Annotated in this window: 26 protein-coding genes; 6 read left to right on the top strand and 20 right to left on the bottom strand. The window is 65.8% G+C overall.

Annotated elements, in window-relative coordinates; translation table 11 throughout:
* Positions 1 to 17: 17 nt before the first annotated feature.
* The 3 genes from AC07P1_RS19075 to flgB form a co-directional block, all read right to left on the bottom strand.
* Positions 18 to 689 (bottom strand): flagellar hook capping FlgD N-terminal domain-containing protein, encoded by a 672-nt coding sequence (locus AC07P1_RS19075; RefSeq protein ID WP_494697289.1) that lies wholly within the window; start codon positions 687 to 689, stop codon positions 18 to 20.
* A gap of 3 nt (positions 690 to 692) precedes the next feature.
* Positions 693 to 1,115 (bottom strand): flagellar basal body rod protein FlgC, encoded by a 423-nt coding sequence (gene flgC / locus AC07P1_RS19070; protein ID WP_494697288.1) that lies wholly within the window; start codon positions 1,113 to 1,115, stop codon positions 693 to 695.
* A gap of 71 nt (positions 1,116 to 1,186) precedes the next feature.
* Positions 1,187 to 1,549: a flagellar basal body rod protein FlgB gene (gene flgB / locus AC07P1_RS19065; protein ID WP_315222253.1), complete on the bottom strand. Its 363-nt coding sequence runs from the start codon at positions 1,547 to 1,549 to the stop codon at positions 1,187 to 1,189.
* Positions 1,550 to 1,850: 301 nt separating this feature from the next.
* On the opposite strand from flgB, the gene flgA reads away from it, so the two are divergent.
* On the top strand, positions 1,851 to 2,435 hold the full coding sequence (flgA, locus tag AC07P1_RS19060; protein ID WP_494697287.1) for a flagellar basal body P-ring formation chaperone FlgA: 585 nt from the start codon (positions 1,851 to 1,853) through the stop codon (positions 2,433 to 2,435).
* Between the two features lie 125 nt (positions 2,436 to 2,560).
* Complete coding sequence (locus tag AC07P1_RS19055) at positions 2,561 to 4,276, top strand: DUF3300 domain-containing protein (RefSeq protein ID WP_494697286.1); 1,716 nt, start codon at positions 2,561 to 2,563, stop codon at positions 4,274 to 4,276.
* 79 nt (positions 4,277 to 4,355) lie between these two features.
* On the opposite strand, the gene AC07P1_RS19050 is transcribed toward AC07P1_RS19055, so the two are convergent.
* The 17 genes from AC07P1_RS19050 to fliE all read right to left on the bottom strand — a co-directional run bounded on the left by AC07P1_RS19050 (position 4,356) and on the right by fliE (position 18,709).
* Positions 4,356 to 5,150, bottom strand: a complete 795-nt coding sequence (locus AC07P1_RS19050) for a glycoside hydrolase family 73 protein (protein ID WP_494697285.1) — start codon at positions 5,148 to 5,150, stop codon at positions 4,356 to 4,358.
* The gene (flgN, locus tag AC07P1_RS19045) at positions 5,137 to 5,607 is read right to left on the bottom strand and encodes a flagellar export chaperone FlgN (protein ID WP_494697284.1); all 471 of its coding nucleotides are present in this window, start codon (positions 5,605 to 5,607) and stop codon (positions 5,137 to 5,139) included. The genes AC07P1_RS19050 and flgN overlap by 14 nt, the downstream gene beginning before the upstream one ends.
* Positions 5,604 to 5,879, bottom strand: a complete 276-nt coding sequence (gene flgM / locus AC07P1_RS19040; RefSeq protein WP_494697283.1) for a flagellar biosynthesis anti-sigma factor FlgM — start codon at positions 5,877 to 5,879, stop codon at positions 5,604 to 5,606. The genes flgN and flgM overlap by 4 nt, the downstream gene beginning before the upstream one ends.
* A 52-nt stretch (positions 5,880 to 5,931) precedes the next feature.
* Positions 5,932 to 7,005 carry a flagellar motor protein MotB gene (locus AC07P1_RS19035; RefSeq protein WP_494697282.1) on the bottom strand — a complete coding sequence of 358 codons (1,074 nt, stop codon included), beginning with the start codon at positions 7,003 to 7,005 and terminating at the stop codon, positions 5,932 to 5,934.
* On the bottom strand, positions 6,962 to 7,882 hold the full coding sequence (gene motA / locus AC07P1_RS19030) for a flagellar motor stator protein MotA (protein WP_494697281.1): 921 nt from the start codon (positions 7,880 to 7,882) through the stop codon (positions 6,962 to 6,964). Before motA ends, AC07P1_RS19035 begins: the two co-directional genes overlap by 44 nt.
* Before the next feature lie 53 nt (positions 7,883 to 7,935).
* Positions 7,936 to 8,670: a FliA/WhiG family RNA polymerase sigma factor gene (locus AC07P1_RS19025; RefSeq protein WP_090313985.1), complete on the bottom strand. Its 735-nt coding sequence runs from the start codon at positions 8,668 to 8,670 to the stop codon at positions 7,936 to 7,938.
* A 33-nt stretch (positions 8,671 to 8,703) separates the two neighbouring features.
* Positions 8,704 to 9,204, bottom strand: a complete 501-nt coding sequence (locus AC07P1_RS19020) for a flagellar basal body-associated FliL family protein (RefSeq protein WP_494697280.1) — start codon at positions 9,202 to 9,204, stop codon at positions 8,704 to 8,706.
* Positions 9,205 to 9,211: 7 nt separating this feature from the next.
* A complete protein-coding gene (locus AC07P1_RS19015) occupies positions 9,212 to 10,699 on the bottom strand; it encodes a flagellar hook-length control protein FliK (protein WP_494697279.1) in 1,488 nt (495 codons plus the stop codon).
* Positions 10,696 to 10,974, bottom strand: coding sequence for a hypothetical protein (locus AC07P1_RS19010; RefSeq protein WP_494697278.1), 279 nt, complete (start codon positions 10,972 to 10,974; stop codon positions 10,696 to 10,698). Before AC07P1_RS19010 ends, AC07P1_RS19015 begins: the two co-directional genes overlap by 4 nt.
* A gap of 31 nt (positions 10,975 to 11,005) precedes the next feature.
* Entirely contained in the window at positions 11,006 to 11,395 is a 390-nt protein-coding gene (gene fliS, locus AC07P1_RS19005) for a flagellar export chaperone FliS (protein WP_315212717.1), read from the bottom strand.
* Between the two features lie 57 nt (positions 11,396 to 11,452).
* Complete coding sequence (gene fliD, locus AC07P1_RS19000; RefSeq protein ID WP_494697277.1) at positions 11,453 to 12,868, bottom strand: flagellar filament capping protein FliD; 1,416 nt, start codon at positions 12,866 to 12,868, stop codon at positions 11,453 to 11,455.
* A gap of 179 nt (positions 12,869 to 13,047) precedes the next feature.
* The gene (fliJ, locus tag AC07P1_RS18995) at positions 13,048 to 13,488 is read right to left on the bottom strand and encodes a flagellar export protein FliJ (RefSeq protein WP_494697276.1); all 441 of its coding nucleotides are present in this window, start codon (positions 13,486 to 13,488) and stop codon (positions 13,048 to 13,050) included.
* Entirely contained in the window at positions 13,485 to 14,795 is a 1,311-nt protein-coding gene (gene fliI, locus AC07P1_RS18990; RefSeq protein ID WP_315212720.1) for a flagellar protein export ATPase FliI, read from the bottom strand. Before fliI ends, fliJ begins: the two co-directional genes overlap by 4 nt.
* Complete coding sequence (gene fliH, locus AC07P1_RS18985) at positions 14,792 to 15,502, bottom strand: flagellar assembly protein FliH (protein ID WP_090313977.1); 711 nt, start codon at positions 15,500 to 15,502, stop codon at positions 14,792 to 14,794. The genes fliI and fliH overlap by 4 nt, the downstream gene beginning before the upstream one ends.
* Positions 15,499 to 16,545, bottom strand: a complete 1,047-nt coding sequence (locus AC07P1_RS18980; protein WP_494697275.1) for a flagellar motor switch protein FliG — start codon at positions 16,543 to 16,545, stop codon at positions 15,499 to 15,501. Before AC07P1_RS18980 ends, fliH begins: the two co-directional genes overlap by 4 nt.
* The gene (gene fliF / locus AC07P1_RS18975; protein ID WP_494697274.1) at positions 16,529 to 18,286 is read right to left on the bottom strand and encodes a flagellar basal-body MS-ring/collar protein FliF; all 1,758 of its coding nucleotides are present in this window, start codon (positions 18,284 to 18,286) and stop codon (positions 16,529 to 16,531) included. The genes AC07P1_RS18980 and fliF overlap by 17 nt, the downstream gene beginning before the upstream one ends.
* 57 nt (positions 18,287 to 18,343) lie before the next feature.
* Positions 18,344 to 18,709: a flagellar hook-basal body complex protein FliE gene (gene fliE, locus AC07P1_RS18970; protein ID WP_315212724.1), complete on the bottom strand. Its 366-nt coding sequence runs from the start codon at positions 18,707 to 18,709 to the stop codon at positions 18,344 to 18,346.
* A 669-nt stretch (positions 18,710 to 19,378) separates the two neighbouring features.
* Here fliE and AC07P1_RS18965 point away from each other — a divergent pair.
* Genes AC07P1_RS18965 through AC07P1_RS18950 form a run of 4 tightly spaced genes read left to right on the top strand, consistent with a single transcriptional unit; the run spans position 19,379 to position 21,709 of the window.
* Complete coding sequence (locus AC07P1_RS18965; protein ID WP_494697273.1) at positions 19,379 to 20,263, top strand: FliM/FliN family flagellar motor switch protein; 885 nt, start codon at positions 19,379 to 19,381, stop codon at positions 20,261 to 20,263.
* Between the two features lie 5 nt (positions 20,264 to 20,268).
* Positions 20,269 to 20,640 carry a FliM/FliN family flagellar motor switch protein gene (locus tag AC07P1_RS18960; protein WP_494697272.1) on the top strand — a complete coding sequence of 124 codons (372 nt, stop codon included), beginning with the start codon at positions 20,269 to 20,271 and terminating at the stop codon, positions 20,638 to 20,640.
* Positions 20,637 to 21,419 carry a flagellar type III secretion system pore protein FliP gene (fliP, locus tag AC07P1_RS18955; RefSeq protein ID WP_494697271.1) on the top strand — a complete coding sequence of 261 codons (783 nt, stop codon included), beginning with the start codon at positions 20,637 to 20,639 and terminating at the stop codon, positions 21,417 to 21,419. Before AC07P1_RS18960 ends, fliP begins: the two co-directional genes overlap by 4 nt.
* Positions 21,420 to 21,436: 17 nt before the next feature.
* Positions 21,437 to 21,709 (top strand): flagellar biosynthetic protein FliQ, encoded by a 273-nt coding sequence (locus tag AC07P1_RS18950; protein ID WP_090313971.1) that lies wholly within the window; start codon positions 21,437 to 21,439, stop codon positions 21,707 to 21,709.
* The last annotated feature ends 5 nt before the right edge of the window (positions 21,710 to 21,714 follow it).

The following is a 21,714-nucleotide window of genomic DNA, read 5'->3' as shown; positions in this document are numbered from 1 at the left end:
TCCTTCCTAAGTAAAGATTATTGAATGGCAGAGGCGGATTTGCCGTTGAAGGCGGTAATCGAGGTCGGCGCGATTTCGCCGATGTTGCTGACGTTGAGCACCACGCCGCCGTTGGCCGACAGGCGCACGCTGTTGAGGCGGCCCTGGACGTCGACCGGCGGGGCTTCCTTGGAACTGGTCTCGACCGACAGCTTGTAGGTGCCGGCGGGGATCTTCATCCCGGCCGTATCGATCGTGAACGGCACCGTGCCGGCCGCCTGCGTGCCCAGCTTGACGGTGTATTTCGTGCCGTCGTCGCCGGTCAGCACGACGCTGGTCGCGGTGCTCGAGGCGGCGAGGGTGGTCTGGCCGCTGATGGCCGTTTTGCCGTCGATCTTGACGGTGCTGGATTCGGCCATGACGTCCGAGCCGACCTGGGCGCCCAGCGAGATCACCTGCATGCTTTGCAGCACGCTGGAGTTGGCGCTGGTGAGCTGCGACAGGTTCTGCAACGCCTCGGTCTGCGACAGCTGCGTCAACTGCTGGACGAACTGCGACGGATCGGTCGGCGACAGCGGGTCCTGGTTCTGGATCTGCGCCACCAGCAATTTGGTGAACATGTCCGACGAGGCGCTGGCGGCGTTGCCGGTCACGCTGGTGCCGCCGTTGCCGGCGCTGGCGCTGCTGTTGTTGAGTAGACTGACTGCCATGGCTTAACCTTCAGCGAGTTTGAGGAGGGATTGCTGCATGCCGCGGATACGGCCCAGGACTTCGACATTGGTTTCGAAGGCGCGCGAGGCCGACATCATGTCGGCCATCTCCGCCACTTCGTTGACGTTGGGGTAGAACACCATGCCGTCGGCGTTGGCCATCGGGTGGCCGGGCTCGTAGACCTTGCGCAACGGCTCGGCCGACTCGACCACGTCGAGCACCTGCACCTTGCCGCCGGCCTGCATGTCGCCGTCGAAGCTGTCGCTCATGACGGCCGAGAACACCGGCTTGCGGGCGCGGTAGGTGTCGGCTTCGTTGCCGTTGACCGAATCGGCGTTGGCCAGGTTGCTGGCGATGGTATTGAGGCGCACGCTCTGGGCCGACATGGCCGATCCTGCGATCTCGGAAATATTTTTAAAGGACATGTGTTACTCCGTGGTTGATGCGGGCGATGGTGCGACCATTGGGGACCACTGCGGCGGCCTGCACGGCGTGCTCACTGGCCATTGATGGCCTTGGCGAGACCGCGCAGACGCATCGTCACGAACGTCAGGCTGGTCTGGAAGTCGGAGGCGTTCTGCGAGAACGCGGCCTGCTCGACGCCGATCTCGACGGTGTTGCCGTCGCGGGTCGGGTGGAAGGGCACGCGGTACATCGAGGCGGCATCCTCGTCGCCGCCGATGTCGCCGGCCGCCTCGGCCTGGGTGTTGGCCAGGGTGGCGGCGAAATCCATGTCGCGCGCCTGGAAGCCCGGCGTGTTCTCGTTGGCCAGGTTGGTGGCCAGGATGCGGGTGCGTTCGGCGCGCAGTTGCAGCGCGTCGGCGTGGACCCCTGCCGCTTCTTTGAAGTTGATGCCCATAGTCTTCCCCTGTCCAAATTCAGCTGCATTGCTAAAAAGCGGTGTTGCATGAGTGCAAAACGTTACCGCCAATGTAAAATGACGGCACAGCGGTTTAACTACCATCGCTCTCCGCATCATAGTAGAGGTATTGCCCATGTTCAACAAAAGTATTGTAACCGGTTTAGGTGGAATGTTGCTGGTTAGCACAACAATTTTTAACACTTATGCCGCCGCTAGCCCCACAAACGCCGAACAGGTGCCGCTTTTGGTGGAGGCTGCGGCACGTCAATATGTGTTGCGCTGGGCAGACAGTAGCGGTTTGATAGAGCCTAAATTCGAGTTGAATGTGTTGCGCGGCAGCCGTCCGCTGGCCGCCTGCGGTCAGGCGGTGACGGTCGAGGCGGTCGACACGCGCACGCCGGGCCGCATGAAGTTCGCGGCCACCTGCACCGCCGGCGCGGGCGCCCCCGGCTGGCGCTACGAGTTCGTGGTGCGGGCGCAGGTGTCGGCGCGCATCGCCATCGCGGCCAATGACGTGCCCGCCGGAAAAGTTATTGCGGATGAAGATGTGTTGCTCGAACGCCACGATATCTCGAACATCGCCGATCCCGTTTCCGATCCGCAGGACGTGGTGGGCATGAGCGGCAAGCGGGCCTTGCGCGGCGGCGAGGTGCTGCGCATGGCGCTGCTGGCCTCGCCCACCCTGGTCAAGCGGGGGGAGGCGGTGCGCATCGTTGCGCGCAACGAACAAGTGGAGGTGAGCATGGCCGGCGAGGCGCTCGACGCCGGCGCGCGCGGTTCGCTGGTACGGGTGCGCAACGCCAGCGGCACCATCATCCGCGCCAAGGTGACCGGCGCCGGCACGGTGCAACCGGCCGACATGCCGGTGACGATCAAGCCGTAGCGAGTCCGGAACAGCTTGCTTACGCACGTTACAAAGGGTAACAGCTTCATCCGTAGGCGATTGTTAATCTAGTTCCATACTTTTAGCATGGAAGGATGTCGATCATGGGTGTGCCGACGAAAAATATGAGGACCGTCGTGTCCTCCACGCTGGTGTTGGGCCTGCTGGCTCTTGCCGGATGTAACAAACCTTCCGATCCCGCGCAGCCGAAGACGGCCGACACGCTCGCCAGCGCGCAAGTGGCCCCCTATACGCCGCCGACGGCCGATCAACTGTCGCAGATGGTCGCGCCGATCGCGCTGTTTCCGGACAAGTTGGTCGGCCAGGTGCTGGCCGGGGCCACCTATCCGGAGCAGATTTCGGCCGCCAACCGGTGGCTGGGGCAAAATCCGTCCCTGAAGGGCGACGCGCTGCAGAGCGCCGAAGCCGCCCAGCCGTGGGACGTCAGCGTCAAAGCGCTGACCACCTTCCCAAGCGTGCTGAATCAGATGGCCGGCAATATCCAGTGGACCACGGCGCTGGGCGAGGCCTATGTAAACGACCCCAATGATGTGATGAACGCGATCCAGGCCATGCGCTTGCGCGCGCAGCAGGCCGGCAACCTGAAAAGCTCGCCGCATCTGCGGGTATCGACCACCGTGCGCGCGGCGCCGCCACCGAATTACGTCGCGCAATCGCCGTCGGAGCCGATGGTGTACTCGGGACCGGCGGTGATACCTCCGCCGCCGCAAACCATCGTCATCGAGCCGGCCGAGCCCGATGTCGTGTACGTCCCGCGCTACGATCCGGCAGTCGTCTATGGCGCGCCGGTACCGGTCTACCGGACTTACCGCGAACCGGCCTACGCCAGCGAAAACCTGGTCACCACCGGTGTGATCTCGTTCGGCGTGGGCGTGCTGGTGGGCGCGGCCATCAGCCATCACCATGACTGGGGATGGAACGCGTGGGACGTCAACTGGGGCGCGCCGCGCGCCGGCTACGACGGCGGCTGGCGCCGGCCCGCCGTGGTGTACAACAACGCGACCTATGTCTCGAAATCGGTCACGGTCGTCAACCATGTCAATAACGTCAATGTGGTGAACAACTACAGCAACAACGTTAACAATAACTACCGAACCAATAATAACGTCGTCGATCGTACCCAGAACTTCGCGATTCGCAACGCTGCGCAGCCGCCTGCCGTGACTTTCAGCGCCCCCCGGTCCCAGCCGAATTTCGCACCGATGGGCACGGCGCTGGCGGCCCATCCGGCACCGCGGCCCGTTGGGCCGATGACTGTGCCGCATTTCACCGCGCACGACGCGGTGCCGGGCGCGCGTCCGTCATTTGCCGCGCCGGCGATGCACGCTGCGGTGGCACCCCACGTGAACGCGTTCGCGCCGCCGCCGCCGCACGTCGCACCGGTTGCGCCGATGGCGCAGCACGATCATGTCGAACCTGGGCGTGAAAGGGCGATGCCTATGCAGCAACGTGGCGGCGCCGATGCCACCATGCCGCCCACCCAACGCGCCGAGGCGGCCATGCCACCGATCCGGCATGCCCAGGCGGCCGTGCCACCGATCCAGCATGCCGAGGCGGCCATGCCACCGGTCCAGCACGCCGAGGCCCCCGCGCGGCCCGCCCAGCACGCCGAGGCCTTCATGCAGCACGGGACGATGCCTAACCATGACGTCAACGGTCTCGACCGGTCGCATGCCCATGCCGCGCGCCAGGATATGCTCGCCATGCACAATGAGCGTCCCCATGCAGCCCCGCCGGCGCCGGTCAAGCACGCGGCGGTCAAGCACGAGGACGCCACCCATCATCACGACAAGCACGACGGGCAGGAGCGTCACGGCTAGCGCGCTGCCTGGCGCCTGGAATGCGAAAAAGCCAACCCCGTGGGGTTGGCTTTTCGTTGTGCGGGGGTGGAGACGCGGCTTAGGGCTTGGAATCGAGCGCCGCGCTGGCGCCGCGCTGGACCTGGGCCGCCAACTTGCTCAGCTTGTCGGCGTAGGCGGGGTCGGTGGCGTAGCCGCCGCGCGCCAGGCCGGTGGCGAAGGCGCGGGCGTCGTTGCCGGTGTTGAGCGCGGCCTGGTAGCGCGGATTGCTCGACAGCAGGTCGGCATAGTCGCGGAAGGCGCTGGCGGTGTCAGGATAGCTGCGGAAACGCTCGGTCTTCTTCAACATCGCGCCCTGCTCGTATTCGGTGGTGGTGGCGGCCGCGACTGCGCCTTGCCAGTTGCCGCCGGCCTTGATGCCGAACAGGTTGTTGGTGTCGGCGCCGCCCTTGCGCAGCGGTTGCTGGCCCCAGCCCGATTCGAGCGCGGCGTGGGCCGCCACCACGTCCGGCGAGACACCCAGCTTGTTGCCGGTCTCTTCGGCCCATGGCTTGATGGAGGCCAGGAATTGTTTTTGGAGGTCGCTGTCGATGCCGCCGCCGTTGGCGCCCGCGTTTGCGCCGTCGATGGCGCCGGTCGAGCGCTGCAACGCCATCGCCTGCAGGCTCATCGCCTGGGACGCGGACGGCGAGGGCGCAGCATCGCCGAAACCGCCGCCGCCATGGCTGATGAAGGTGGCGACATCCTGCTGCACCTGGCGGAAGGTCGAGGCGAAGTTGCCCGACGACGAAGAGGACGCAAAAGCGCCAACAGCCGCGACGGGGCGGCTGGAGGTCATGTTCGATACGGTGGCGGCGGTCGGGGCCGTCGCGGGCATAGGGTTAAGCTGGCGCATAAAGTTGGTCCTCGCCATGCAGCACGCGCTGCATGATGCTGTGCTGTTCTAACAGCAAGTCGCTATTGCGCTTGCTGAGACGCTTGCATTCAACCACCATGGTTTCCAGCGTCTTCCAGTCGGACTCTATTTTCTCCCGGGCAGCATTTTTCAGCAAGGCAAATGCCTGGGCCATGTTGGCAGTTGGACCAAGTAAACGTTGTGCGAGCGCAACGCGTTGCGCGCGGCGCGCCTGCAAGGTGTCGACCAGGGCCGAAATGGCCTCGGCCACCTCGCCCAGTTCTTTGGCCTTGTGGCGCAGGGCGGCGTGGAATTGCTGCTCCAGCAACTCCTGCAATGCGGGGTAGCCCTGCAAATCGTCGGCGATGCCGGCCAACAGCGCGCGCATCGCGTCCTGGCGCGTCATGGCGGCGATTTTACGCGCGCTGTCGCTCGCATCGCTCACCGCATCGCTCACTTCTCGCTCCCGTGGAAGCGCTGGATCAGGCCGGCGAGCTTGGCCGGGTCGAACGGCAGTTCTCCCTTGGCCAGCGCGTCGCGCAGCATGTCGACCTTTTCCTGGTCGATTTCGGGCATGTTGCGCATCGCCTGCAGCGCCGGCTGCATGACGGCCGACTGCAACGGCGCGGCGGCCGGCGCCGGCGCGGCGGCCTCGCCGGCGTCGACCGGCGCGGCGTCGGCCACGCGCTGGACGGTCATGCCGTCCGGGCTGGAGCTTGTGATTCTCATACGTGTGCCTCTGCTTGGCTTGGTTTCCATACGATATCTTTAATGTTACCGCTTAATTGTTACCGGTGTTGTTACCGTTGCGGCGCGGATCGGGCGGCGGTGGCGGTGGCTGGCGCGGGGAGGCGCCGCCGCCCAGCGAGTTGCGCAATTTTTCCAGCAGGCTGCGGTCGGGCAGGGCGGTGTCGATGTCCTCGGTCAGCGGCATCGAGTTGTCCGGCATGCCGAACATGGCGGCGATGGTCTTGGCCTGGGCGGTCGTCAAAATCAGCAGTTCGATGCGGCGGTTGACGCCGGCGTCGGCGCGCTTGGTGTCGAGCGGCGCGCGGTCGGCCATGCCCACCACCTGCAGCACCGATTCCGGATTCATGGTGCCGGCCAGTAGCTGGGAGCGGGCCGACATGGCGCGGTTCGACGACAAGGTCCAGTTCGAGAAGGCGGCGTAGCTGGTGTCGGCGTATTGCAGCGAATCGGTGTGGCCGACGATCAGCATCTGGTTTTCCATCTTCTTGAACAGCGGCCCCATCTTGCGCAACAGCGCGCGGAACTTGTCGGTCGGCACGGCGCTGCCGCGCACGAACATGCCCTGGCGGTCGGTGTCGTGCAGCATCACGCGCAGGCCGTAGGGCGTGATGATGGCTTCCAGGTTGGCCGTCAGGCCGAACTCGGCGCTCATCTTGGTCAGCGCCTTCGACAGCGCGGCCAAATCGGCCGGCGACTCGTACTTGACCTTGGCCGGGGTGATGACCGGCTCCGGGTCCGGCTCGCCCTGGGCGTTTTTCTTCTCGCCGGGGTCGTCGCTGGTGCCGAAGTGCGGCATCGGATAGCGGTCGATCAGGCTGCCGCGCGGGCCGCCGACCTGCTGCGGCATGACGCCTTTGCCCTGGTCGGTCTTGGCGCCGTCGGCCTCGGTCAGGATTTGTTCGAGCGACTCGGTGTTGCGGGCGGCCATCAGCCACAGCACCAGGAACAGGCACATCAACGCCAGACAGAAGTCGGCGAACGCTACCTTCCAGGCGCCGCCGTGGTCGTCGTGTTTGTGCTTGCCGCCACCGCGCTTGACGATGGTCTGGTCATGCCCCTTGTCATGCGGCTTTAGCACCACGGCCTCCACGACGTGAGCTGTCATCGGCTGGTTCGCTGTCGCGGCCTTCCAGGTCGTTGATCCAGCGCTCGAGCTGGGCGAAGCTCGGCTTGATGTTGAGCGGCACCAGGCGGCGGCCCGAGTCGATCGCCAGCAGCGGCGGCTTGCCGGCCACATGGGTCACCAGCACCACCTTGACGGTTTCCTTGTTGGACGCTTCCTGGTTGACCAACTGCTTCATCATGTTGCACAGCGGATCGATCAGGCCGTAGCAGAAGAAAATACCGATGAAGGTCCCGACCATGGCGGCGCCGACGTTCTCGGCGATCTCGCCCGACGTGGCGCCCTGGCTGACGGTGCTCATGGTGATCACGATGCCCAGCACGGCGGCCAGAATGCCGAAGCCCGGCATCGCCTCGCCGATCTTGCCGAGCGACTTGGCCGGTTGCTCGAGCTCGGTGTGCAGCGCCTCCAGTTCCTGGTCCAGCACGCCCTCGAGTTCGTGGGCGTTGATCTTGCCCATGGCCATCAGGCGGAAGTTGTCGACGATGAAGGCCAGCAGTTTCGGTTCTTCCAGCACGCGCGGGTAGCGCTGGAACAGCGGGCTGTCCTTGGGCGCCTCGACGTGGGCGTCGAGCGCCTTGAGGCCGCCGGCGGCCAGTTGCAGCAGTTCATACATCAGCAGCAGCAACTGGCGCTGGAATTCGGAGTCGTACTTCTTGCGCGTGATGATCTTCTTGATCTGGGTCATCAGCTCCTTGAGCACGTGGGGCGGGTTGCCCAGCACCAGCGCGCCGAGGCCGGCGCCGCCGATGACGATCAGCTCGACCGGGTGCCAGATCTGGTGGAAGGTTCCGCCCATCAGGGCAAAGCCGCCGAAGACGCTGCCTAAAACGATGAGGATGCCGACTAGTTGCTGCATGTTGATTCGCCTTTCCGCGTCATTGACTATTCTTACCGTGCCCGCTGAACCATTCAGGCTTGCAGTACGGCTTTCATTTTGCCCAGCGCCGCCTTGTTGAGCTGACAGACGCGGGCGTCGGTCAGGTCCAGCACGGCGGCGATTTCTTTGTAGCTGAGCTCAAATTCGTAATACATTTGCACCACCCGCTGCTCGCGCTCGTCGAGCCCGCGCAGCGCCTGCTCCAGGCTGCGGCGCACCATCAGCTGGTCCTCCGGGCTGGGCGCGCTCTCGTTGCTGACGCTATCCTGCAAAATCTCGTCGAAACTGGCGATCAGCTCGGCATTCTCGTCGAGCTGGTAGGCCTGGTAGGCCTCGGCCGTCAGGCCCAGGCCGGTCGTGATCTCCTGCTCGCTGGGCTCGCGGCCGAGCTTGCGGGTCAGCGCGCGCACGGCGTCGCGCAGCTTGTGGCTTTGCTGGCGCACCGCGCGCGGGCGCCAGTCCTGGCGCCGCAGTTCATCCAGGATGGCGCCGCGGATGCGCAGGCTGGCGTAGCTGCCGAACCCGCCGTCGGGCTCGCCGTAACGGCGCAGCGCCTCCAGCAGGCCCATCAGGCCGATCTGTTCCATGTCGTCGCGGTCGATGGCGCCGGCGACCTGCGAATTGAGCTGGCGCACGATGCGCTTGACCAGCGGCGCATAGGCGAGCAGATACTTTTGCTCGTCGGCCGCACTGTGCATGACCGGCGCCTTGCCGTCTTCACTGTAGCCTTCGGCATAAGTTTCCGCGTACTGCTCTGTGTAGGCCATGCCCGCTCCACTCGTGTTCATGCCCGGTCCGGCTTACTCGATGATGAGCTTGCCGATCATGACCTCGGAAAATGGTTTCTCCCGGCCTTCCTGCTCGTACGTGTCGTCGAAGGCCTTGTTCAACTCGGCCGCGAACTGGTCGATCGTCATCACCTGCGCGGTCGCCATCGGCAAATTCGACAGGGTGCGCACGGCCACGCTGCGCAGCATCGGCAAGTGCTCCTTGGCTTCCTTCTCCTGCTTGATGTTGGTGGTGATCACCAGGTCGGCCGACATGTAATGGGCCGAGGTGTCGGTGGGCACCCGCTTGAGCATGATGATGACCTTGTCGACCGTCAGGTACTTCGGCGGCGTTTCATCCTTTTTCTCTTCCTTCTTGGCCTTCTTGGCCTTGGCGTCCTTGCCACCTTTGGCGTCGTGTTCCTCGGCCGCTGCCGCGTCGCCCTTGGACATGTACCACACCGCGCCGCCGGCGACGGCGGCGCCTACCACCGCCACCAGGGCGAACGCGACAATCATTTTCATGTTCTTCATCTACTGATTACTCCTGCTCGGACGTCATGGCAAAGAGGGAGGCGGCGCCGTCCTCGGACAGCGCGCGGCCCGGCGTGCGGGCGTCGTCCTGCCCGCGTTGCTGGCCGTTGCGCCCGCCGCTGTCGGCCTGGGCCTGCGCTTGCGCGCGGCTCGACGACACCGTCACGGCGACGTCGCTGAACTGGCGGGTCGACAAATCCTGGCGCACGCTGTCGCCGATGGCGTTGAGCTGGCGCAGCACTTCACTGTTGTTGGCCGACAGGTTCACCTGCAGCGCGCCGGCGCTGTGACGGATCGAGATCTCGATGCTGCCCATATTGGGCGGTTCCAGGCGGATCACCGCGTGGTCGTTGTTGCGCTGGAGGTTGAGCTGCAGGCGGTCGCCCAGCGCCTGGCGCAGCGGCTGTTGCCACTGCTCCGGCGTACCGGCGAGCTTGACGGTGGCGCCCGATGCGGCCGGCGCGGCGGGCGCGCCCGCCGTCAAACCGGCGCTGGTGGTGGTGGCGGTGGTGGCGGCCGGCGCGGCGGCGGTGGCGCGGTTCTCGTCCTTGGCCACGGTGGCGGTGGCTGGCGGCGCGGCGCCGGTGTTGGCGGGCTGGCCGGCGGCCGCTTCGGCGCCACGCGGCAAGGCGCGCGGCGCCGTGGCGGCGTTGGCCGTTTGCGGTACGGCGGCGTCGGTCGCCGGCACCGGCACCGGCACGGCGGCGTCGGCATCGGCGGCGGCGGGCGCGTCGGCCTTGGCTTGCTGGGCGACGGCGCCCTGGACGGCGGCGCCGGCCGGGGTGCTGACGACCTGGGCGGTGGCGGCCGTCGCGGCTTGCAATTGGGCGGCGGCGCGCGCGGCGGCGGCATCGGCGGCCGGTTGCGGCGCGACGACGTTGACGGCCACGCTGGCGGCGGCCAGGTTCAGGCGGGTGGCCGAGTTGCTCAGCGTGGAGACGGCGCTGACCGTCTCGCCACGGGCGTCGGCGGCCGGGGCCTGCGTGCCGCCGGTGGCGGCGCCGGCGTTGAGCATCGAGGTGATCATCGCCGGCAGGGCATCCGTGCCGGCGGCGGGGTGGGCGCCGTCGGCGGCCTCGGCGACCGGCGCGGCGGCGGCATTGTCTTCCTCGCCGGCGGCGGGCAGGTCCACCGGATGGAGCATGTGGGCGAACGGCGCCACCACCGGCGTGTCGGCGCTCGGCGCGTCGGCGGGTTCGGCGTCCGGCGCGGTCTTGCCGGACTGCGTGGCTTTGGCGGTTTGCGCGCCAGCGCCGGACTGGGTGCTTCTGGCCGGGGCCGGGGCCGGGCCGGCAGGCGACTTGGCCGGTGCGGCCTGGTTCGTGTGCGCGTTCGCGGCCGCCGCGCTGCGGTGGGCCGGCTGCCTGGCGGAGGCGGCGGTGCTGCCGGCGCGTTCCTGTTGGCCGCGATTGGCCGCGACCGGCGCGGTGAAATCGGCCTTGGCCGCCTGGGCGGCCTTGTCGGCGTGGTTGACGCGGTTCATAGTGATGCTCATGCTTGAATTCCGTTTTCTGCTTGTTCGCTGTCGAGGGAGTAGGCCAGCCACCCCTCCTTGTTTGCCTGCATTTCGTTCAGACGACGCCCCAGGTCTTCGGTGGCGAGGTCGCAACGGCGTACCGCTTCCTGATGCATTTGATGCAAGGCCGACAGGGCGGCCCGTTCGGCGCCGCTCCATTTGCCCTGCGCCGCCATTTGCGGCAAGGTCGCCGCCACCAGCGTGTCTATCGCCCCCAGCAACTTCCAATCCTCGGCGGCGATGGCGGCGTTCATTTTCTTTGCCATCTGCAGCAAGGTCGCCTGCCTATCCATTTTTGGCCTGTACGCCCAGCCAGCCTTTTTTGATGGTCGTCAGCAAGGTGGTCACCTCGTCGATGATGGCCGGGTCGAGGCTGACGCCGGCGGTGTAGAGGCGCCCGGCGCAGTAGTCGTACAGGCGGCCCAGGTTTTCCACCACCTCGCCGCCGTTGTCGAAGTCCAGCGAGCTCGACAGACCGTTGATGATGTCGGTGCACTTGTTCAGGCTGATGGCCTTGAGCTCGTAGCGCTTGCCGATGATGTGGCCGCGCGCGCGCGCCAGCTCCTCGAGCAAGCCGTCGGTCAACACCAGCACCAGTTCGATCGGCGACGCCCGCGCCACCTGGGCGTCCAGATTGGTGGAGTGGTAACTGCTATAAGCTTCGTGGTTCAACATGGGGTTCACCGTACTGGTAAGACTCCGCGGCCCGATTGCCGCGGAGGGGGATAGTGTTTAGTTGTCGCTGTCCGAGGAGAACAGCGCCGTGAACAGGTTCGAGGTGCCGGTCATCTTCTGTTGCAACTGTTGCAGCGCGGTGAATTGCGTCAGATAGCGTTTGTAGGCATTGTTGAACTGGTCTTCCACCGTCGCCAGGCGCTCGGTGATGTCGCGTTGCAGCCTGGTGGTCGATTCCTTGCGGCTGCCGAGCAAGCCGTTGGCGGCGTTGGTCCAGCTGCCCACCAGCTTGTTCATCGTGCCCAGCACGCCGGTGCCGGCGCCGACCGCGCTGGCTTGCCCGAACAGCGCGTCGAGCGCGGCCGGATCGGTGGCGATGGTCTTTTCGAGGCGGCCGGTGTCGAGCGAGAGCGTGCCGTCGCGCTGCGCCGAGATGCCGAAGTTGATCAGCGAGCGGCCGCCGGTGACCGCGCGCAGCGACGCGTTGAGGCGGTCGCGCAGCGAGCCCAGGCCGGCGTCGCCGTACAGCGCAGCGTCCGCGCTGGTCGAGGTCGTATCGGTGTTCGATTTCGGCGTGTGGTCGCCGGCGGCGGTCAGCGTGTTCATCACGCCGAGCAGGGTGTTGTAGGCGGTCACGAAGGTTTGCACGTTGGCGGCGGTGCCGCTCTTGTCGGCGGCCACGGTCAAGGTCACCGGCGCGGCGTTGGCCGCCTGCGCTTGCGTGACGGTGAAGCTGACGTCGTCGATGGCGGTGACGGTGTTGGAGGCCTGCTCGATCTTGGTGCCGTTCTGGCCGCCGATCCAGACGATGGCGTTGCTTGCCGCGCTGAGCACGGTCTTGGCCGACAGGTCGGCCTGCAGCGCCGGGTCGCCCAGTCCGGCGACGTCGATCGACGCCACGGCGTTGTCGGCGCCGGTCTTGGCCGAGGTCAGCACCAGCTTGGACACGCCGTTGACCGTCATGGTCGAGGCGGTGACGCGCGAATTGTTGGTGGCGGCGACGTTGACGGCGGCGGCGATTTCCTTGGCCGTCAACTTGCCGTCCATGTCGCTGTCGGCGTTGGTCAGCGCGACCTGGAAGGTCGAGCCGTCGGCCAGCGCGATGTTGAGCGAGCCGGCGTTGGTGGCGACGCTGTCGGCGACGTTATAGGATACCTGGCCGGCGGTGGCCAGTTGTTCGACATAGAAGGAGTAGGTGCCGGCAACGGCCTTGGAGGTGGCGGTGGCGGTGGCGACCGCCGTGTTGCTCATCGTGGCCGAGTTGGCCGTCACCGTCTTGGAGCCGCTGGTCAGTCCCTGCAGCGCGCTCTGGAAGGCGTTCAACGCCGAACCGAGCGTGGTCAGTGCGCCCGCGGTCGCCTTGGCACTGGCCGCTTGCGTGTCCAACCGCAGCTTGGACGCCGCGACGTAGGTGTTGGCCAGATTGGTGGCGGTGGTGATTGGGTCGTAGGTTGGACTGCTGATGACTGCCATGATCTTGCTCCTGGAAAGGATAAATGAAGTGTACCTTGATACAAGGCGACCCTAATCGTTTCCGTATGAAAATATTTCTAACTTTTTTTTGGGTGTTGCAAATGTGTCGTGCCGGGGCGGGAATGTGTCCTAAAGGCTATCAATGACGCCGCGACAACTGATGTGACAAGGCGTTAAGATTACACGGGCGCTTTCTGTCCCCGCAGCCAGGCCTGGGTCGCCAGGTCGTCATGCTGCTTGCGTTCCTTGGCGTCCTTTTCCTTGAGCACCACCTTCTGCTGCGTGACCAGCACCTTGCCCAGCACCTCGCGCTTGGCCCAGGCGGCGTTGAGCGCCTTTTGCGACACCGCCATGTCGGCCTCGTGCATGTGCAGGTCGAGCCGGTGGCTGTCGGCCATCTGCATCACGGCCTGCTTGTAGTCGCCGCAGTTGCCGGCCAGGGCCGGGTGCAGGTTGCCGCTGGCGCCGCTGTTGGTGTACAGGCCGGTCAGGCGGTCCAGGTTTTTCTGGTAGCGGTCGCGCAAGTTTTGCTTTTCCGCCATCTCGGTCTGCAGGCGCTCGACCTCGGTGTTGCGCAGGGCGACCAGGGTGGTCAGGTTGCGGATATTTTGGTGGCTCATGTCATCAGCTTTTCAAGTTCACTTACACACGGCGCGAACGGCGCTTCTTCCTTGGTGCCCTGGCACAGAAAATCTTCCACCTTCGGGTGCAGCATGACCGCCTTGTCGGTGATCGGATCGGCGCCTGGCACGTAGGCGCCCAGCGGGATCAGGTCGCGCACGCGGTTGTGGCGAGCCATGCTCGACTTGAGCGCGCGCGCGGCCAGCATGTGCTCCTGCGTGATGACCTGGCTCATGCAGCGGCTGATGGAGGCGCCGATGTCGATCGCCGGATAGTGGCCGCGCTCGGCCAGCTCGCGGGTCAGCACGATGTGGCCGTCGAGCACGGCGCGGGCGGTGTCGACCACCGGGTCCTGCTGGTCGTCGCCCTCGGCCAGCACGGTATAGATCGCGCTCATCGAGCCGGTCTGGTTTTCGCCGTTGCCGGCCGATTCGACCAGCTGCGGCAGCGCCGAGAACACCGACGGCGGATAGCCCTTGGTGGCAGGCGGCTCGCCCAGCGCCAGCGCCACCTCGCGCATCGCCATCGCGTAGCGCGTCAGCGAATCGACCAGCAGCAGCACGTTCTTGCCCTGGTCGCGGTAGTGGGCGGCGATCGAATGGCACAGCTCGGTGGCCATGATGCGCATCAACGGGCTCTCGTCGGCCGGGGCGATCACCAGCACCGCCTTGGCCAGGCCGTCCTTGCCGAGCGACATGTCGACGAATTCGCGCACCTCGCGCGAGCGCTCGCCGATCAGGCCCACCACCACCACGTCGGCCACGGTCTGGCGGGTCATCAGGCCCAGCAGCACGGACTTGCCGACGCCGGAACCGGCCATCAGGCCGACCCGCTGGCCCTTGCCCAGGGTCAGCATGGCGTTGATCGCGCGCACGCCGACGTCGAGCGGTTCGGTGACCGGTTTTTTCTTCAGCGGATGCACGCGCGGCGGCTGCGACTCGAGCGGAAAGTCGCCGCTGAGCTTGCCCAGGCCGTCGATCGGTTCGCCCAGGCCGTTGACCATGCGGCCGAGCCAGCTCGAGCCGATCTGCAGGCTGATTTTTTCGGGGGAGGGCAGCACGCGCGCGCCCGTGGTCAGGCCGACCGCTTTTTTGAACGGCATCAAAAAGGAAAGCTTGTCGCGGAAGCCAACGACTTGGGCGTCGAGCCATTCGCCGCCGACTGTCTCGATTTGGCAACGCTGGCCGGTGTGCAGCGGGCACCCGGCGGCCTCGAGCAGCAAACCGGACGCGCCGACCAGGCGGCCCGTCGGGGTCGCCATGGGCACGGAGCCCAGCTCGAGATTGCGTAACGCGTCAGCGATCACTCTTCGGTCTCCGTTTCGTCGCCGCCATCGGCCGCCTGCAATTGATTATCGACCTGTTCCATGACAGCGGCAAGACGTTGATGACATCCGGCATCGACTTCATTATCGCCAGCCTTGATGCGGCACTCGCCCACTTCCAGGCGGGCGTCGGGGATCAGGTTCCAGCGCTTGGAACGTTTCGGATCGAGCTCGGCGATACGCTTCAATTCCTCGGGGTTGAGGAAGACGTCGATCTCCTCGCGCGTCGGTGGCATCGATGCCAACGTTTCCTCGACCAGGGCCATCAGCTGCACCGGCTGCAACGCCAGCTCGGCGCGGATCACCTGGCGCGCCACCTTGGCCACCAGGTCGACCACTTCCTTGCGCTGGGCGGCGCGGTAGTCCGAGCGCAGCTTTTTCAGGCTCTTGAGCATGGCGTCGACCGGGCGCGCCATCTGGTCGTAAGCGACCAGGGTTTCGTGGCGGCCTTCCTCGCGGCCCTGTTCCTGGCCGGCGGCGCGGCCGGCCTCGAAGCCGTCCTCCTGGCCGCGCGCCAGGCCGATCTCGTAACCGTCGCGCTGGCCTTGTTCGAAGCCTTCGCTGACCGACGCCGCCCACTGGGCGCCGCCGTCGCCGCCCTGGCCGTGGCTCTGCGCCACGGCGCGCTGGTGGGCGAGGTTGGTGAACTGGGCCAGCGGCGGAAAGCGGTAGGCGCGGAACTGCTTCATTCGACCACCTGTTCGGCGAACAGTTGGATCTCGATCTCGCCGCCGTCGGCCAGGGCCTTGACGGTGGCCATGATCTCCTGGCGGGTCTGCTCGATGCGCGACATCGGCATCGGGCCGGCGCGGCGCATCATGTCCTCGAAGGCCTGGGCCTGGCGTTTCGGCATGGTCTTGAGGATGGCGTCGCGGATCGACACTTCGGCGCCCTTGAGCGCGATCGCCCACTGCTCCAGCGGCACTTCCTCGATGATGCGGGTGATGGCCACCTCGGACTGGTTGCCGAGGATGAAGAAGTCGTACATCGACAGCTCGATTTGCGCCACCACCTCGGGGTCGTGGGCGCGCAGCAGCTCGACCATCTGGGCGCGGTTGCCCGGCAGGCGGTTGAGGATCTCGGCGGCCTGGCGGATGCCCTCGACGCTGGTGCTTTGCGAGTCGAACGAGCTCAGGCAGCGCACCACCAGCTCGTCGAGCTCCTGCAGCAGGTCGCGGTCGATCTCGTCGAGGCGCGCCAGGTTCAGCAGCACCAGGTCGCGGCCCTCCTGCGGCAGCGCGTCGATGATCTGGCCGGCCAGCGCCGGCGGCAGGAAGGCCAGGAACACCGACTGCATCTGCACGTGCTCGTTGGAGATGTATTCGGCCAGCCACTTCGGCGAGGCCCACTGCAGGCGCGCCATTTTCGGGCGCAGCTCGTCGCCGTAGATGTTGTTGAGGACGGTGTTGGCGAGGTCGCCGCCGAGCGCCAGGTCCAGCGAGCGCTTGAGGTAGCTGCGCGAGGCGCCGTGCACGCCGGACTGCTCGCGGTAGTCGTCGAAGAAGGTTTGCATCGCCGCCTTGACGGACTCGACCTTGATGCCGCTCATGCGCGACATCACCTGCGTCACCTCGAGCAATTCCTCGCGGCTCAGGCAGCGCAGCACGGCCGCGGCCGGCTCCTCGCCGATGCTCAGCAAGACGATCGCGGCCTGCTCGACCGGCGACAGCTTGGGCGCGCCGTGGGCGTAGTCGGAATCGTCGTGGTCCTGCGGTTTATTGAGTTCGGCCATTTTTCTGCATCCATTGTTTAACGACTTCGGCTACGCGTTCCGGTTCCTTGGCGGCCAGCACCTTGAGGTGGTCGACCATGACGTCGACCGCCGAGCCCGGTGGCGGCAGATCGTAGTTTTCCAGCAGCGGCACCACCGGCATGCCCGGTTGCGCCGAACCCGGCAGGGCGGGCGCGCCCGGGGCGCCCGGCGCGGCGGCGCCCGGCAGCGCCGGCAGCACGCCGTCCTTGGCGTCCTTGGCTTCCTTGGCGGCCGCCACGGCGGCGGCCTCGGCGGCGCGGCGCTCGGCGGCCACGCGCTGCAATTCCTTCGGATCGGGCGTGAAGCGCACCGTCACCAGGCGCAGCAGCGGACGCAGGATCAACAGGTAGCCCAGCAGCAGGCCGACGCCGTAGATCACGTAGGAGCTGATGTCGACGATGTTGTCGCGCTCCTCCCACCACGGCGTGACGGCCGCCTTGGGCGGGAAGTTCATGGCCGACACCACCAGCTGGTCGCCGCGCTCGGTGTCGATGCCCAGGCCGTTGCGCAGGATCTTGTCGATGTTGGCGATCTCGGCGGCGCTCCAGCCGGTCTTCGGCGTCGGCGCGGCGGCCTGCGCCAGCACCACGGCCACGCTGAGCTTTTGCAGGCGGCCACGGCTGCGCTTGGTCTGGGTGATGCTGCGGTCGTAGGCGTATTGGCGGGTGGTGGCGTTCTTGCGCGCCGTGCCGTCGCCCATGCCGGCCGGGTCGGTGGCCGGCTTGGCGGCGTCGGCCGGATTCGGGTTGGCCGGCGGCGGCCGGTTCGACAGGGTGCCCGGCACGCCCATGGCCATGCGGTTGCGGTCCTGCTCCTCGCGCATCGCCTCGCTCGTCACCTTCGGGTCGGCGCCGAATTTCTCCACCGTTTCCTCGATCTTGTCGTTGTCGACGGCGGCCATCACGCTGAGGCGGAAGTTGTCGTCGCCGATCACCGGGCCCAGCAAATTCTTGACGTTGGCCTTGACCTCGTCCTGGATGCGCTTGCCGTTCTCGTTGCCGGCGCTGCCGGCGTCGAAGCCCTCGGTCAGGTCGATGTGCGACGACAGCAGGTTGCCGGTCTGGTCGACCAGGCTGACCCGCTGCGGGCTGAGGCTGGCCACGCTGCCGGCCACCATGTTGACGACGGCGGCGATGGCCTCCGGCTGCAGGGTGCGGCCCGGCTTGAGCGCGACCACGACCGAGGCCGACGACTTGTCGCCGTCGGACGACACGAACGAGGTCGACTTGGCGATCGACAGGTGCACGCGGGCGTGCGCGATGGCGTCCATGGTCATGATCGACTGCGCCAGCTCGCCTTCCAGGCCGCGGCGGAAGCGCACGTCCTGGACGAACTGCGACACGCCCAGCGGGTCGTTCTTGTCCATCAGTTCGAGGCCGGCCGGCAGCTGGGCGGTCACGCCCTTGGCGGCCAGCAGCATGCGCACCTTGCCCAGCATCGACGCCGGCACCAGCACCTGGCCGCTCTCCGGATGCAGGCGGTAGGGGATGTGGTCGGTGTCGAGCACGGTCATCATGTCGGACGCCGACACTTTCTCGCGCGCGCCGAAGACCGGCTTGTAGCCGGACTGGTCGTTCCAAAGATACATCAGCACCAGCGCCGTCACGCCGATCGCCAGCAGCAGTAGCGGATACAGGTTCTTGAGCAGGTTCGGTGGCAGCGACATGGCGGCCGGGCTGGTGCGCCAGCGACCAAAGGCGGTCTTGATGGTGTTGATCACGTTGATTGCTTTCGCGTTGTGGGTGCGCGGTGGTGTGGGTTTGCTGGTTAACGGCGCTTACAGCGGCAACTTGATGAGCTCGTCGACGGCGCCCATCACCTTGTTGCGCACTTGCATCAGCATCGAGAACGACAGGCTCGCTTCCTGGCTGGCCAGCATGGCGCCGACCAGGTCGTCGCTCTTGCCGGAGTCGACATCGGCCATCTTCTGGCCGGCGGCGGTGTCGCCATCGTTGACCTTGCCGATCGCGTCCTTCATCGACTGGGCGAACGAAAAGCCGGCGTTGGCGTCGGCCGCGCCGAACTGGCCGGCCTGGCCGCCGAACTGGGCGGCCGGCGCGATGGCGCTGTTGCCCAGCGTTTGCGCGGCGTTGGTGAGCGACGCCAGGTCGGCCTGAATCAGGCTGGAGAATCCGTTACTCATGCTTGTTACCTCCTGTTTCGTGCGCCGTGCGCGGCTTGCGTGCCGCCGGGTCCCACGTGTCTACCATATCCAGATTGCCGGTATGCGGCAAGCTCGGCGTCCATTGCCGGGCTGTGCCGCGCTGTCTCTATCGCATTCGTGCTACACATCCGTCTTGCATGTCACATTCTTGTAGGAAAGAGCGCGACGGTGCCGTCGGATTAACCCTGGTGCATTGCCTGATGGCAATTGTGTCGGGTGGTATTGTGCGGCGGGAAAATGTCACGTTTTGAGCGTACCCTGGTTAAATGTTTGCGCTGCCAATTCCGGATCGCTTGGAAAGTGTTTTCCTGGAGCAAATACCGTTATAAATCATTCACTAAGGGTCGTTTGTTAAGGTTTCTTGCCATGCGTCGCCTCCTCTATGAGGCTGCGTTTAGCTTACCGGCTGGCAATATTCTTGTAAAGGTTTATTTGCCCACCGTAAACATCCTGCGACAAAACTTGTTCCATAGCAATAATGTGAATTTTCCTGTAGACTCCGACTAGCGATCCGGGCCTACTTTGCCTTATGCTGTTGCACGGAGCCAAATTTTGCGCTGGAAGTAACCAGTTTTTAGCTGGATAGTGCGATGATGGAGCGTATGAAGAATTATCCGACCCGGCCCTAACACCCGACCTGGCCCTAACATGACAACCACAAAACAGACCGCGCCCCATCAGGTTCTGGACCCTTGCTTGCTTGGGCGTCCGGTGCACCTGCTGCACATCTTCGCGGCCCAGTTGCGCGACGACCTGACGCAAGCCATGCGTTTGAACATGAACCGCCGCTACTGGGGCGCGTTCCGGGTCGACGACGTGCAGTTCACCCGTTTCGACGGCGAACAGCGCGGGCGCTGGTTGAGTTTCGCGGCCCCGGCCGGCCACATCTCTTTCTCGCTCGAGCGCAAGGTGTTGCTCAGCGTACTCAACTTCCGCTACGGCAGCAGTGGCAAGTCCGACAACAGCGCCGCCGCCGTCGACGAAAACACGGTGCGCGTGACCGCCACCGAGGAGCGCCTCGCTGTGGTTTTGGGGCAACAGTTGGCCGGCACCTTGGCCGGCCGCATCGAGCTCAACCTGCCGGTGATCGACAAGGCGCCGTCCGCCGAAGGCGGGGACGACGGCGCCGACACGGAATTCAAACCGGCGCCGGGCGCGCCGCCGCCCAAGGGCAACTGGACCATCACCGTCACCCTGGCCGACAACGCCAGCGGCGCGACCGGCCAGTTCTGGTTCGCGCTCGACAAGGCGCTGATGGCCAGCGTGCTGCGCGGCCTGTTGCGCGACCGCGACGGCGCCAAGAAACCCCAGGCCCCCAGCCCGCTGGCGCAGCGCCTGCAGGTGGGCCTGACGGGCCGCCTGGCCAGCAAGGAAGTGATGCTGGGCACCCTCTACGATTTGCAGGTTGGCGATGTCATCCCCATCAGCCTGAGCAGAGCCGACGTCCTGCTCGAGGATTCCCGGCTGTTCACCGCGGCCGTGACCGAGCACAAGGGCAAACTCTGTCTAACCTCCTTTGAAGATGTCGAATAAACATGATGAACATGAACGTAGCCAACCCAAGTGACGCCTTGCTGGAAGACCTGTCCGAGGAAATGATCATCGACCAGGTCGGCACCGAGCTGGCCGACGTGCCGGCCGTCGCGCCGCGCCGCGACCTGCCGGCGATGATGCGCAAGATCCCGGTGACGTTGACCCTGGAGGTCGGCTCGGCGCGCATCTCGCTGCAGGAGTTGATGGCGATCGGCCCGGACAGCGTGGTCGAGCTCGACGTGCTGGCCGGCGAGCCGCTGGTCATCAAGGTCAACGGCACCGCCATCGGCCGCGCCGAGGTGGTGGTGGCCGGCGAAAACTACGGCCTCAAAGTCATCGACCTGGACGGCCTCAATCTCGACATGATGACTCCATGACCTGGAGTGTGACGACGCGGTGGCGCCGGCCCGGCCTCGCCGCCGCCGCCGTGGCGGCTACCGGGGTGGGGCTGGCCCTGGCCCTGGCGCCGGGCGCCGCCCAGGCGGTCGACCTGCTGGCCAACGTGGTGCCGGGCGCGCGCACCGAACTGACGGTCAAGATGCAAATCCTGATCATCATGACGTTGCTGGGCTTGCTCCCGGTGATGGTCATGATGATGACCAGTTTCACCCGCTTCGTCATCGTGCTGTCGTTGCTGCGCCAGGCCCTGGGCCTGCAACAGGGCCTGCCCAACCGGGTGATCACCGGCGTCGCCCTGATCCTGACCTTGCTGGTGATGCGCCCGATCGGCGACCAGATCTGGACCGACGCCTTCGTGCCCTACGACCAGGACAAGATCAGCCTGGAGACGGCGCTGCAGATCGCCGAAAAACCCATTTCCCGCTTCATGCTGGCGCAAACGAGCAAGGCCGCGCTGCAGCAGATCGCCCACCTGGCCGGCGAGGGCAAGGTCGCCACCCCGGCCGAGCACGCGTTCACCGTCAAGCTGGCCGCGTTCGTGCTGTCGGAGTTGAAGACCGCGTTCCAGATCGGCTGCATGCTGTTCATTCCGTTTTTGGTGATCGACCTGGTGGTGTCGTCGGTGCTGATGGCGATGGGCATGATGATGCTGTCGCCGCTGGTCATCTCGCTGCCGTTCAAGCTGCTGCTGTTCGTGCTGGTCGACGGCTGGACGCTGACCGTCAACACGCTCGTCACCAGTGTGCAGGCGTATTAGATAGTGGATTGCAAACCATGCTGACTCCCGAAGTTGCCGTCGACCTGGTGGTCGAATCGCTGCATATCGTCATGCTGCTGGTGATCCTGCTGGTGGTGCCCGGCCTGATCATGGGCCTGCTGGTGGCGCTGGTGCAGGCGGCCACGCAAATCAACGAACAGACGCTCAGTTTCCTGCCCAGGTTGCTGGTCACGCTGCTGGCCATCATTTTGATGGGCCGCTGGATGGCCGGCTACCTGATGGACTTCTGCGTCTCCATTTTCACCCGCGCCGCCACCCTGGTCGGCTAGCGGCG

The organism is Duganella sp. GW821-FHT07F09 (assembly GCF_059418705.1).
The sequence above is the reverse complement of the archived record's forward strand: the minus strand, read 5'-3'. Positions and strand labels throughout refer to the sequence as shown.